General features: G+C 52.2%; 8 protein-coding genes and 2 pseudogenes. 7 read left to right on the forward strand and 3 right to left on the reverse strand.

Going from position 1 to position 12,947, the window contains the following annotated elements; all coding sequences use genetic code 11:
- Positions 1–14 precede the first annotated feature (14 nt).
- Both HMPREF1292_RS08635 and HMPREF1292_RS08640 read left to right on the forward strand, forming a co-directional pair.
- Positions 15–959, forward strand: coding sequence for a restriction endonuclease (locus HMPREF1292_RS08635; RefSeq protein ID WP_023019556.1), 945 nt, complete (start codon positions 15–17; stop codon positions 957–959).
- A 39-nt stretch (positions 960–998) separates the two neighbouring features.
- On the forward strand, positions 999–1,910 hold the full coding sequence (locus HMPREF1292_RS08640; RefSeq protein ID WP_023019557.1) for a GDSL-type esterase/lipase family protein: 912 nt from the start codon (positions 999–1,001) through the stop codon (positions 1,908–1,910).
- On the opposite strand, the gene HMPREF1292_RS08645 is transcribed toward HMPREF1292_RS08640, so the two are convergent.
- Positions 1,903–2,391 (reverse strand): hypothetical protein, encoded by a 489-nt coding sequence (locus HMPREF1292_RS08645; protein WP_023019558.1) that lies wholly within the window; start codon positions 2,389–2,391, stop codon positions 1,903–1,905. The genes HMPREF1292_RS08640 and HMPREF1292_RS08645 overlap by 8 nt on opposite strands.
- A gap of 343 nt (positions 2,392–2,734) precedes the next feature.
- Here HMPREF1292_RS08645 and HMPREF1292_RS08650 point away from each other — a divergent pair, with 343 nt between their 5' ends.
- Positions 2,735–7,684 carry a DEAD/DEAH box helicase gene (locus HMPREF1292_RS08650; RefSeq protein WP_023019559.1) on the forward strand — a complete coding sequence of 1,650 codons (4,950 nt, stop codon included), beginning with the start codon at positions 2,735–2,737 and terminating at the stop codon, positions 7,682–7,684.
- Between the two features lie 211 nt (positions 7,685–7,895).
- Here HMPREF1292_RS08650 and HMPREF1292_RS08655 read toward each other — a convergent pair whose 3' ends face one another.
- On the reverse strand, positions 7,896–9,494 hold the full coding sequence (locus HMPREF1292_RS08655; protein WP_023019560.1) for a hypothetical protein: 1,599 nt from the start codon (positions 9,492–9,494) through the stop codon (positions 7,896–7,898).
- A 212-nt stretch (positions 9,495–9,706) separates the two neighbouring features.
- Positions 9,707–10,084, reverse strand: a pseudogene (locus HMPREF1292_RS10515) (IS256 family transposase); the annotation flags it as partial.
- A gap of 422 nt (positions 10,085–10,506) precedes the next feature.
- On the opposite strand from HMPREF1292_RS10515, the gene HMPREF1292_RS10885 reads away from it, so the two are divergent.
- The 4 genes and pseudogenes from HMPREF1292_RS10885 to HMPREF1292_RS11620 form a co-directional block, all read left to right on the forward strand.
- Entirely contained in the window at positions 10,507–10,803 is a 297-nt protein-coding gene (locus tag HMPREF1292_RS10885) for an IS3 family transposase (protein WP_023019562.1), read from the forward strand.
- Positions 10,804–10,836: 33 nt separating this feature from the next.
- Positions 10,837–11,040: an IS3 family transposase gene (locus HMPREF1292_RS10890; protein WP_023019563.1), complete on the forward strand. Its 204-nt coding sequence runs from the start codon at positions 10,837–10,839 to the stop codon at positions 11,038–11,040.
- A gap of 85 nt (positions 11,041–11,125) precedes the next feature.
- Positions 11,126–11,293, forward strand: coding sequence for an integrase core domain-containing protein (locus HMPREF1292_RS11615; protein ID WP_369707196.1), 168 nt, complete (start codon positions 11,126–11,128; stop codon positions 11,291–11,293).
- Positions 11,294–11,475: 182 nt separating this feature from the next.
- Positions 11,476–11,682: pseudogene (locus HMPREF1292_RS11620) on the forward strand (hypothetical protein); the annotation flags it as partial.
- Between the last annotated feature and the right edge of the window lie 1,265 nt (positions 11,683–12,947).

Here is a 12,947-nt window from a genome sequence, read left to right on the forward strand (position 1 = left end):
GCGAGAATGGAAGAATGAGCGCTTCAGAATCAAATAAGTCTTTTACCGAACGCGGAATTCCGACCCACCAGCAACTCGTTGTGCCTGTGCTCAAAGCGATGCATGTTTTGGGTGGATCTGCCAGGGCCAACGAAATTACCGAGCACGTATTGGAGCTAGTCCCGGGTTCAGAAAACCTTCAGCAAATTACTTATCCGACTCGCCCAAATCTCTCTGTGCTGATTGACCGCATTGGGTGGGCTCGTACTACGGCTAAACGAATTGGTGTGCTCGAACAACCAGGGCAAGGAATGTATTTGCTCACCGATAAAGGCGAAGAGCTTCTTGAGCTTACGGAAGTGGATGCTTTCGACAAAGTTCAAGACCTTGATCGAGAGATTTCCCGAGCACAACGGCAGCGGAAGAAATTAGAAAAAGAAGCGAAAACTACAGACTCTGAAGTGGAAGACGATATTTCTGACGCAGAGATTCGCGAAGACTCCGACGACGAAGAAATGGATAGAGATTGGAAGAGTCAACTACTGGAACGACTCCACCAATTATCGCCGGACGGCTTCGAAAAGTTTGTTATCTATTTGCTTCGGCGACAAGGCCTGCACCTGCAACAAACCGGCGGTTCTGGTGACGAAGGCGTCGATGCCATCGGTACAGCACCAATCAGTTCAGTGCTTTCTTCTCGTGTGGCAGTACAAGTCAAGCGCTATGCCCCAGATAAGCCTATTGGCCGTGATACGGTGGCGCTTTTCCAACGCGATGCTCATACCAAGGGAGCAGAGCGCGCCATTATCGTCACTCTGAGCCGGTTCACAGAACCCGCCCGTAAAGCTGCTACGGCATCGGTACCCACAGTAGATCTCATTAGCGGTGACCGTCTCGCGGAACTGATTCGCGCGGACGGTGAATCAGGCGTCAAGCTACGCCCAACTGTGGATCTTCGGTGGTTCGACAAGTTTGACTAAGGTGTAACGCAAAACCATTTTCATTCCACTAGGACACGCATGCGTACTAAGCTCGCTCTACTGACTGCTATCGTGGCCGCTACTGCATCTCTTACTGCTGGTGCTGCCGCAGCTCATACGGCACCTCCGGGAAATACCGTATTGGCCGGTGACAGCGTGGTCGCCAACCCCGCACCTTTCGATGTTGTGCGCAATAACATGCCGCTTTCGTCAGGTAGCGCCACTGATACGTCTAGTAGTAGTTCTGCTATGTCAGGCAGTAGCTCCGATGCGCCGGGTAGTAGCAAAGACATCATGGCCACCGGTGTCGGTTGCGTTACCGACGGCGCCATCGCCGACGAGATCCGTCAGGTGTCCGGCGTCGCTCGAGTGGATCAGTATCAGTGTTCTGGTGCTTCGTTAGCTAGTGGTGAGCCTCGTATCGACGATACTCTCCGCACAGCTGCAGAACAGGGCGATCTCACCCGGAGTACGAGAAACGTCGTTATTGTTGCGGGGGCTAACGATACTTACCGTTACGGACTCGATACACAGGCGGTTGATCACGCGGTCCGTAGTGGCTTGCAGAACGCCATCGACGTTATCCACGAGCACGCACCGAATGCCAAGATTGTGGTGGTTGGATATCCCCGTGTCACAAGCGATGGCACAACATGTGCGAACAGTGGGTTGCATTCTTCTGACCCGCTGCCTATCCCTACTCCCCTCATTGCCGCTACGGAAGAGCGTTTGCAGAACAACCTGCGTGAAGTAGCCGAGCACAATGGGGCCACCTTTGTCGACGCCTGGCCTGCCTCTGAAGGCCACGATATGTGTTCGCCGCAGCGTTGGTGGCGCAACCTTTTTGACGTTGCACCACCAGCACCGGGAAACATCCCGCTGCACCTCAACGCTCTCGGAATACACGGATACGGGCGATTGATCTTAACTGCCGAAGCACTCGTTATTTAAAATTTTCCGGTCGGGGAATCACCCCCGTCCATTCTTGACGTCCTTCCTCATCCTGCGCTTCATACGAAATATGCAACTGGTAAGGATTGTTCGAACCGAAAATCGCACCGTAGATAAAGCTGATCTGCTCACCAGGGCCAACCTTTAAACGTCGATCACCTCCGTTGATTCTAGATAAATCTCCAATCTCGATATGAACGTTTTGAAGTATTTTTCCCGATATATTGGTTAGAATGTAACTTTTACCTTTATCTAGTTTGATTTCCCAGGGAGCTCCATTCTTGGGTTCGAGCTTACTCAATGCTTTGGCAATTTCGCTCTGATATTTCGCAGCCGCTTTGGCTGCTAGTGTGGCTTCTTTAGCTTGTTGGGCAGATTTCTCCTCTGATTTGCGAGATTGCATTGCATTCCACGAGGCCAACACGAAGGAAGCTAATGCAATACCGGCTGACAAGACTGATACCCAGTTTTCAATGCTCATATATCAAATACTAGTTGTGGAAGGAGCTAACAGGTTTCCCAATCCAGTGTTCTCATACCCCGGAACGTTTCGAACATTCATAAACATTCTCTCTGTACTCAATAATTCTTTGTGATTGTACAGCTCCCAAGTTCGTCGCTGCCTTTAATTGCTGATTCTCCGATCTGGGGGATAGTCGTGGCACTCGCGGCACTATCTGGCTACAACTTAGCGACGGCCGCTTCCTCCAAAAAGAAAGACAGTGCAGCATAGAATCATTAACGCGGGCACTGGCCAGGAACCATAGGCTGGGCAAAGTGCACCACGCACCTCGACCCGCAACCTCGTAAGGCATAATCGGTGCATGGCTACGTTTGAAGAAGTTCTGGACCAGCTACGTGAGAATCAACCGCAGGGCAAGTACGGTATTGCCTTCGAAAAACTCATGGTGAACTTCTTCCGCACCACACCATCGCTGGCCGAGCAGTTCGATGAGGTCTGCCGCTGGTCTGATTGGCGCTATAACAATGGCCAGACCGACACGGGCATCGATATGGTGGCCCACCGCGTGGCCGATGACAGCTGGGTCGCCATCCAGGCAAAGTTTTATAAGCCGACCACCAGTATCCAAAAAGGCCACATCGACTCCTTCTTTGAGGCCTCTGGAAAATCCTTCGAAACGGAAAAGGGCCGGGAACATTTCTCGCACCGCTATATCATCTCGACGACGGATAAGTGGTCCTCGAATGCCGAGGCCGCGCTGGCGAACCAAATCATTGAAACCAGCCGTATCGGTATCGGAGATATTGCTTCTGCCCCGGTGAACTGGGATGTGGCATTCCCTGGCTCAGAAATCCAAGTGAAACTGGAGCGTAAGCAAGCTTTCCAGCCACGTAAGCACCAATCTGAGGCTATCGAAAAGGCCTTAGCTGGTTTTGCTACCCATGATCGCGGCAAGCTGATCATGGCCTGCGGTACGGGCAAGACGTTTACGTCGCTGCGCCTGGCGGAACAGTTCGCCCAGCAGCGTGGCGGCCGTGCCCGGGTTTTGTTCCTGGTTCCGTCCATCGCGCTGCTCTCGCAAACCCTGCGTGAGTGGACTGCGCAGGCCACCGTCGATATGCGCAGCTTCGCGGTGTGCTCGGACACCAAGGTGGGCAAGGGCGCGGAGGATATTGCGCCTTATGATCTCGAGGTGCCGGTCTCGACCGACGGCACACGCCTGGCGCAGATCTTTAATACCGGCAAACACGGTGCGGGGCTGCACGTGGTGTTTTCCACCTACCAGTCGCTGCCCACCGTCCACGACGCGCAGCAGCACGGCCTCGACGATTTCGACCTGGTCATTTGCGACGAGGCTCACCGCACCACTGGTGTGACCTTGGCTGGTGAGGATGCCTCCAACTTCGTGCGCATCCACGAAGGCGACTACATCAAAGCCGACAAACGCCTGTACATGACGGCAACACCGAAGCTTTTCGACGACGACGTGAAAGACAAAGCCGCAGACCACTCGGCCGAATTGGCCTCGATGGATGATGAAGGCGTCTACGGCCCGGAGTTTCACCGGTTAGGCTTCGGCGAGGCCGTCGAGCGCGGGTTGCTTACCGACTACAAGGTGTTGGTGATGACGGTCGACGAGGACGTCGCCGCAGAAGCCCTTGCCAACGCCCCAGGACAATTAGTGAACCTCACGACGGCTTCGGCGATCATCGGCGCGTGGAATGCGCTTGCAAAACGCTCCGGCAAGTTGCAGGGCACCAAGGACGGCTTCGAGGTTAATGCCAAGCCGATGCAGCGCACAGTGGTTTTCGCGAAAGACATCAAACATTCCAAACAGATCGCAGATTCTTTCCCCGCTCTAGTTACCGCGCACCAGGAATCGCTGCACGAGCACGCCGCGTTGGAAGACATCAGCCTGCACAACACGGATGTGGCTGTGGCAGCCCAGCATGTCGACGGCACCATGAACGCGATGCAGCGCTCTTCGCGGATCAACTGGCTGGAAGCTGATATTGCCCCGACGGAATCCCGGGTTCTGACCAACGCGCGTTGCCTGTCGGAAGGCGTGGATGTGCCGGGGCTGGATTCGGTGATCTTCTTCCAACCGCGAAACTCCATGGTGGACGTGGTGCAATCTGTAGGCCGCGTGATGCGTAAAGCAGAGGGCAAAGACTATGGCTATATTATCTTGCCCGTCGCGGTGCCTCCTGGGGTGAGCCCATCGCAGGCGCTCAACGACAACACGCGTTTCAAGGTGGTCTGGCAGATCCTCAACGCCCTGCGTGCCCACGATGATCGCTTCAATGCCAAGATCAACTCCATCGCGTTGAACGAAGGCAACCCAGACGAGCTTCCGGTTGTCGTGGACCCAGTAGTTAACCCGATAAAGCCGAGCGACGATCCTGCTCCCTCCCCGACCGATAATCCCACTGACGAAGACACAGCGAAGCAGATCGCGCTGTTTTCCTTGGAGCAATGGCAAGAAGCCATCTACACCAAGTTGGTGGATAAGGTTGGTTCCCGCACGTATTGGGAAGACTGGGCCGATGACGTCGCCAAGATTGCCGAGAACCAGGTCACCCGCATTACTAAACTTGTCGACGGCGCGGATAAGCACTTGCGCGCTGAATTCGATGACTTCGTCGATGGCCTGCGTAATAACCTGAACGACGGGATTGGTGAAGCCGATGCCATCTCCATGCTTTCGCAGCACTTGATCACTGCCCCGGTGTTCAACGCGTTGTTCGATAACCACGACTTCATTGAGAACAACCCGGTGGCCCAGGTAATGCAGCGTATGACGGATGCCCTGCAGGATTCCTACCTGGAAAGCGAAACCGAGCCGCTGGAGAAGTTCTACGAGTCCGTGCGCGTGCGTGCTTCTGAGGTGACCTCGGCCTCTGGTAAGCAGCAGGTGATTAAGGAGCTGTACGAGCGTTTCTTCCGCAAGGCCTTCAAGAAGCAAGCAGAAGCTCTGGGCATTGTCTACACCCCTGTGGAAATCGTGGATTTCATCCTGCGTGCAGCCGATGAGGTCTCCCAAAAGCACTTTGGCAAGGGGCTCAGTGATGAAGGCGTGAGCATCCTCGATCCTTTTGCTGGCACTTCGACGTTCATGGTCCGTTTGTTGCAATCGGGCCTTATCAAGCCAGAAGATTTGGCACGTAAATATGCCAAAGAGCTATTCGCCACCGAGATCATGCTGCTGGCCTACTATGTCTCTGCGGTGAATATCGAGACCACCTACAACGCCTTGTGTGAGGAAGCCGCGCAGCGCAACGGTGAAGACGCACCAGCCTACGTGCCATTCACCAACATTGCACTAGCGGATACCTTCCAAATCCACGAAGACGGAGATATCCCAGACCTCAACATCTTCCGGGAAAACAACGCCACCATCGAGCGGCAGAAGAATGCCTCCATCAACGTGGTCATCGGCAATCCGCCATACTCCGCCGGCCAAAAGTCCGCGAATGACCTCAACGCCAACCAGAAGTATCCCAGCCTGGATAAGCGCATCGCGGATACCTACGCGGCCAAGTCCACGGCTACCAATAAAAACTCTCTGTACGACTCTTACCTGCGCGCTTTCCGCTGGGCCACGGATCGCATCGGCGACCAGGGCGTCGTTGCATTCGTATCCAATGGCGGTTGGATCGACGGCAATACGGGTGACGGCGTGCGCTTGTCGATGGCCGAGGATTTCACCGACCTTTATATTTTTAACTTGCGCGGCAACCAACGTACCGCTGGCGAGCAATCACGCAAAGAAGGCGGAAAAGTCTTCGGTTCTGGTTCCCGCAGTACTGTAGCTGTCACGGTCGGTGTCAAAGATCCTGCTAAGCCTGGTTTCCAGCTTCACTACCGAGACATCGGTGACTATCTGACAGCTGAAGAAAAGCTTGAAATCGTCGACTCCTCTGCGATTGAAACCATTGACTGGCAATCCATCACACCTAACAAAGAAGGTGACTGGCTGAATCAGCGCTCTGAAGAGTTCGAAACGTGGCCGGTTATTGGCGAAAAGAAGGGCAAATCGACAAAATTTTTCACGACATTTTCTGCGGGATTAAAAACCGGTCGTGATTCCTGGGCATATGCGCAGACTGAAAAACAATTGACTGAGCAACTGGGACTGCTAACAGATACGTATACAAAAGCAATCGAGGAGCTTCAAAGCTGGCTAGTAAATAGAGGTGTAACCAAGCCTAAAGAAGAAGATGTGACAGATTTCTTGAAAGAAAATCCGAAATTCGCAGACACAACAAAAATTTCTTGGAATCGCACTCTTAAGAATTTCGCAGCAAAGAATACCAAAGTTGTTGCTTCCCCAAGCCGAATCTATCCGGCGCTATACCGGCCTTTCACCAAGCAAAAGGGTTATTTTGAGCAAAAGCTCAATGACATGACCTACCAACTTCCTTCGTTATTCCCCATGCCCGAACACCAGAACATTGGCTTGTCGATCGCAGGTCCTTATCCCAATGTTGCCGGTAGCTTAGTGGCCACGAACCATCTACCGGACCTAAATGTATTTACGGCTAGCCAATTCTTCCCCCGCTTCACCTGGTCCCCAGTCAATGCTGAGGACGGTGGTCTGTTCGGTGAGGGGAACGTTGTCAAGCAGGGCGAAGCCAGTGTTTACGGCCAGGTCGGTGAAGTCGTTGACGGGTATGTGCGGGTCGACAATATCACCGACGACATCAAGGCGTTGTACCGGGATGCGTTGGGCGGCGACGTCTCGGGTGATGAGATCTTCCACTTTGTCTACGGCAAGCTGCATGATCCGGGTTATCGCACGAAGTATGCGGCGGATTTGAAGAAGATGCTGCCGCATATTGAAACACCGACTTCACGTGCGGAATTCGATAAGTTTGCTGTTGCTGGCAAGGAACTCATGGCGCTGCACGTGAATTATGAGTCCGTGGAACCGTGGCCGCTGGATATTCAGGTCAAGGGTGATGAGTCCAACCGCGAGACCTGGCGCGTGCAGAAAATGAAGTGGGCCAAGCGCAAGGCCCCGGAAACGGGCAAAAACGTCAATGACGTTACGAAGTTGATCTACAACAAGCAGGTGACCATCTCCGGTATTCCGGCAGAAGCAGACGAATACATGCTGGGCTCGCGCTCTGCGGTGGCATGGTTGATTGACCGGTACCAGGTGAAGAAGGACAAGGCCTCCGGCATTGTGAATGATCCGAATGATTGGGCCGATGAGGTGGGCAACCCGCGCTACATCGTGGATCTGATTGGCAAGGTCACGCGCGTGGCGATGGAGACCGTGCGGATCGTCGATGGGTTGGAAAACTAGTCTCCTCCGAGATCCTTCTCACCCACCAATCAGCATCTGCTGCCCGAAACTCTTAGTCCAACAAGGAATCGAAAAGAGGACCTGAACCCCGGAAAGTGGACACGTCGGGGGTCAGGCCCCGGTTAAAACTCGCGGAATAACGAGGAAACGTCAACACCACCCCAATAACTGAAATAGCGCATACAGCCCATTCACTCAGTTTACCTTTAGTTTAATCAGCCTCCAACAAATCCAATAGAGTATATTTTTTCGAGTTCCCTGCCCGGTCAAGGTGAAGAGATTTGAAGGCAACGGACGCAGCTAAATTCTTTGGATCCATCTCATGCTGGATGCTCGCGATAAGCAGTTGATCGATCCCATTTATTAAAAGTGGGATAACTTTATCCGTGATCGATTCAATGCCGTTACCTACAGCGCGTCCGCTGTGCACAATCAAGTTTCGCTTTCGATATAGACGCTGAAATTCTCTTTGAAGAATCTCGGACGTGCGGTCAAAGATTCTATTCGGATTATTAAAGGCTTCTTGCATCTTTTCGATAGCTAGCCGATCGACGTGGTCAAGAAGGTCGAAATCTTTTCGCTCCAGGATTACCCCCTCCATTAGCTTTGATCGTATTATGCTAGCCCCTTCATTTTTGATCTGTGCCGCTATCGAGCATTTTTCTTTGTACCGATCTGCATAATTCTTAGCTAACCACGTCATCTCGGTACGAAAATAGCTTGCCGCGACTACGCGCGCCATCCTTTCGGCGCCAATTCGGTCGTCCTCGCCCGAATCCACCAAGAGAGATTCAATGGCAACCCATCCATTGACTAGCGCCACATGAGGGTTGTTCGTCTGAAGAGGCTCTATAATTGCCAGAATATTTCTGGGTTTAGTTCCGATTTCCAAGTCATGGAGAGCATCCGCTCTTTGGAATGCACGGAGTTTCAAGGGTTGGATTCCACGCCGGGTAGGAAAGGAGTTTCTTTTTTCTTTAGACCACATGATAGGAAGGATGGAGAACCGGTTTTCTGATCCAGATTCAAACTTAAAAGACAGCTGCGAAAGTAATTGTTGTGCTTGACTGGCCGCCTCATTTACGTCTCGCGCTTGCACAGTAAGTATAAAACCACCTTGATGGCGCGCAGTTTTTGCTTGAGGAGCATGCTTGTGTTTCCACTGTTTCAGTTGTTTTGCACTAAGCCACTCACATGGTGGCGTAGGTGAATGAAGGAAGTCAGGAGCACGGTCGACTGGAATTGCAAAGCTAAAATTCTTAGCATCAGATTTTATCTTTTTGTCCAGTTCACGCAGGAGGGTAGAAAATTCGTATCGTCCGTCTTCAGTTTTGTAATCGTGTATAACACTATAGATACTAGGGGCGGGCACACCACAATAAAGCAAGTGCGAAATGATACGCTTTGCAGTTCCCTCTATATCGAGACCTCCAGCTTTACTTGGACAATCGAATATATCTGCCCAGTTTTGTAGATAAGTCTCCTTCAAATCTTGTGCGTGCTTTTCAACTAGTTGTACATCGTGACTATTCTTATTGCTAGCAGAATCTATATTCTGCATGATCTTATTAAGGTTCTTTTGAATAGGGGGCACTCCCATATCGCTTCCAAGAGCTTTACTCATATGGCCGCGCAGCTCCTTTAATGCTACTTCGCTGGTCCCCGGGATTCGCGATTCATTTAAAGCCTCTTCGACTAGTTCGAGTGTTCCAGCGCGCCAATCTCGCCGATGCCAAGGGGTGGTGCGCGAGGTCAATTCAAGCATGCGAGGCACTATGCCCTCTAGTTTTTCTGGTTTGACGATGATCATCGGTGTGCTATCCTTAAACTTGCAAATGGGAATCACGTAAGAGCTATGTCATTACCTTTGTGTATTGATCTACTCTTGCCTGTACTCCCATTCTAGCTTCAGAGACGCTCCCCTTCCCATGGGTTGAGCGTTTCTTTTTAGGTTAATGGCTTAGGCCTGGCTTGGGATATGCGACAAAAAGTGTGTCTGGGGTTGTTACCCCCGTGTCGGGGTTAGGTTCCTATCCATCCTTTCTGTACGCCTAGGTTGTGGTTGTAGTCGGTTGGGATAGCGTTGTCGTAGAGGGCTGGTCGTCCTGTTTGCTGGTCGGCTTCGTTCTCGTTGTCGGGCGTGGTGTTGACTTTGGCGAGTGCATCGCGCCCCCAGTTTTGTTGTTTGGCTATTTCGATAGGCGGTCTGGGGTTTTCGGTGTGCAGGTAGAGCCACCATTCGAGCATTCGTCGTTGTCGCTCGCCCGATCTGCCGTGGTGAAGTCTGGTCAGCAATTTCAGTTGCGCGTTGACTCCGCCTTCTAGGCTGTTGGTAGTCGATGCCCACTGGTAGTCGTTGGTTGTTGGTATTTGTGGCGGCTGGAGAAAGCTAAATAGCCATTGTTGCTTGAGGTTACCCTCGTTTAGTGGACACCTTATTAGTGCGGATCTTGTGTCCGTAAGAGAGGATGTTCATTGTGAGTCAACAGCGAAAGAAATACACACCTGAGTATCGACGTGAAGCCGCGAACCTAGTAATCGAGTCGCAGCCCCCAATCGCTCATGTAGCTCAAGGAGATTGACGTCGGACCAGGCCTTTAGGACGGTAGGTAAAAAAATGAGCGCGAACGCCAAGGAGCCTCCAATGGGCTAAGCCAGCCCGATCTTCGTACTGAGAATGCTCGTCTGCGCCGTGAGCTGGCACAAGCCAAGATGGATAATGAGTTTTGTCAAACCCGACAGCCTTCTTCGCTTTAAGGCAACGCGAGAAGAAAAGTTCGAACTAATGCAGCCAGAGCAAGGCGAATTGCAGTATCACACGCATGGCGCGCTTGTTGAAGGTATCTCGGTCCGGATACTACAAATGGGCCTGCACCCAGCAGCAACGGCTTTCCGGCAACGATGATCGCGCAGCATTCTACGCCGATGTTGACCATAAGATTCACCAGATTTGGAAAAACTCCGATCAGGTCTGCGGTGCCCCGCGGATCACCGCAGACCTTACCGAGCGCTACCGTATTTCGCTTAACCGTAAGACTGCGGCCAAGCGGATGCGCATGATGGGCATTGAAGGGATCTCCCCCGCGGGCCTTTGTCCCAGTGACAACGATTCAATCTAAGGTAAGTCCAGGCTTCCTGACCTGGTCAAGCGCATGCTTGATACAGGTGAGCTTAACCGGGTCTGGATGTCGAATATTACCTACCTGCGCACCAACGAGGGCTGGTTATATTTGTGCGCGGTCCGCGATGGCCATTCCCGCAGGGTACTGGGCTGGGCTATGGATAGCGCGCAAGATACTTCCCTGGTCGAACGGGCCCTGCGGATGACGCATACGCTTCCGCGGCGACGTTGCTGAAGGGCTGGTATTTCACGCTGACCACAGAACGCAATTTACCAGCGAGAAGCTGTGGGAAGTATACCGCGACCTTGGCGTTGCCCAGTTGGTGGGGCGTAGCGGTGTGTGCTTCGATAACGCGATGGCCGAGTCATTCTGGTCAACACTTAAAACCGAGTTCTACGACCGCAAGCGCTGGTCAGCCCGTGACGCTGCACGTGCGGGTGTCGCTCGCTGGATTGAAGTTGTCTACAACCGCCGACGCCGGCACTGAAGCGCTCGGGATGCTCAGCCCCGTCGACTTCGAGAACTATATTGGTCTAACCACCAGCAGAAAAGAAATAGCTGCCTAACTATTAGGTAGCTCTATTATGTGTCCACGATTTGCGGGCAACCCCACTGGCCGAGCAGTTCGATGAGGTGTGCTGCTAGTCTGATTAGCGCTATAACAACGGCCAGACTGACACTGGCATCGATATGGTGGCCCACCGCGTAGCTGATGATAACTGGGTGGCTATCCAGGTGAAGTTCTATAAGCCGACCATCAGCATTCAAAACGGCCTTATTGATTCATTCTTTGAGGCTTCCAGCAGGTCTTTTGTGACGGAGAAGGGTCGGGAGCATTTCTCGCACCGCTATATCATCTCGACGACAGATCGGTGATCATCTAATGCCGAAGCCACGCTAGCGAACCAGATCATTGAAACGATCCGCATTGGTATTGCGGATATTAGGTCTCCAACGATCGAAGAGAATGGGCCTACAGTACTATTCCGAATAGCCTTATGGGAGTGTTAGCAGTTCCCCCAGAGTAAATACGATTCAATGACATTATTCTCTAGTATTCGACGCGCCTGATCGCGGTTGTTTAAGGTAACAATGACCCGCGAGTTGCACTCATTTAAAAACATAAGCCACAAATCTGAATGCCATGCTGCGGTGGCCATAACGACACCTTCAGAATCATTGTGCGTCTCCTCGATTAGAGAGCCAGCTACGTAATGCCATCCGTTTAATTCTCGTTCTTCACAGTCGCCTATCTCATAGCCTTCCGGGAGGTACCAGCAATATTCAGGCCTTCCAAGTTCGGCGCGAAGCGGATACCATAAGAGGCTTAGGTTCGTATCGAACGGCCATGACACCTTGTTTGCTATCTCAGACTTGAATTGAGTTTCGCTCATTTTTCCGAAAGCATTTCGGAAAGAGCGAGCAGGGAGAACTGGTCGATTAAGGGCCATACCCACTTCCCGCCATGTACAGGCTCTATTGTCACCTAACGGTGGAAAAATGGAGGACTCCATCCGCACTTCTACTGCATACGAGTAGTTCCGACTAAGCGTAGCGAGGCAACCACCGTCATTAATATCGTAAGGGAATATATCTGGGAATGGGACCTCTACAGAGCTTTGAAAATCCCATTTTGGTTCCCCAAATGAATCGTATCTTTTGTATGTCTGCATCTAACTAGTATCGTTCTGTAGTTGGCCACTTATAGAAGCCACGTCGACTTATATAAACCGAAGTTTTCTTTACTGCTGAAACCTTCAGAAAACTGTACTCTAGCTAGACTTGGCTCGTCTCCCCTATAGGTCACCAAATATCTTCCGCCACCGTTGTCTTCGAAGGAACATTTTGACGGTTACCGCTACCGCTCTTGACGCAGGTTATCGTATACTTCTCGATGGGCTGAAAGTTGCGGTCTAACTGAAAAGTAGAAACCTCTCTCCTCGCCCGTACCCGTGTTCGCTTCAACGGTCTGCTGTACCGCAGGATGGGTGACTGAAGGGGGTACTTTCCCGTAACTCGGACCACTGGGACGGGAAATTCGGCATGTTTCGACGTCTCAACTCGACGGAGCCCCGCGAAACCTCGCGCCCCACTTTCTGCGCTGCGAGTCCTCGGTTATGGAGACCGACCATGTAATCGGC

The organism is Corynebacterium sp. KPL1995, from assembly GCF_000477935.1.
Classification (GTDB): Bacteria; Actinomycetota; Actinomycetes; order Mycobacteriales; family Mycobacteriaceae; genus Corynebacterium; species Corynebacterium pseudodiphtheriticum.

Excerpts from the sequence above, each read along its gene's own strand:
- HMPREF1292_RS08635 (WP_023019556.1), top strand. The coding sequence starts at position 15 with ATGAGCGCTTCAGAATCAAATAAGTCTTTTACCGAACGCGGAATTCCG.
- HMPREF1292_RS08640 (WP_023019557.1), top strand. The coding sequence starts at position 999 with ATGCGTACTAAGCTCGCTCTACTGACTGCTATCGTGGCCGCTACTGCA.
- HMPREF1292_RS08645 (WP_023019558.1), bottom strand. The coding sequence starts at position 2,391 with ATGAGCATTGAAAACTGGGTATCAGTCTTGTCAGCCGGTATTGCATTA.
- HMPREF1292_RS08650 (WP_023019559.1), top strand. The coding sequence starts at position 2,735 with ATGGCTACGTTTGAAGAAGTTCTGGACCAGCTACGTGAGAATCAACCG.
- HMPREF1292_RS08655 (WP_023019560.1), bottom strand. The coding sequence starts at position 9,494 with ATGATCATCGTCAAACCAGAAAAACTAGAGGGCATAGTGCCTCGCATG.
- HMPREF1292_RS10885 (WP_023019562.1), top strand. The coding sequence starts at position 10,507 with ATGGCGCGCTTGTTGAAGGTATCTCGGTCCGGATACTACAAATGGGCC.
- HMPREF1292_RS10890 (WP_023019563.1), top strand. The coding sequence starts at position 10,837 with ATGCTTGATACAGGTGAGCTTAACCGGGTCTGGATGTCGAATATTACC.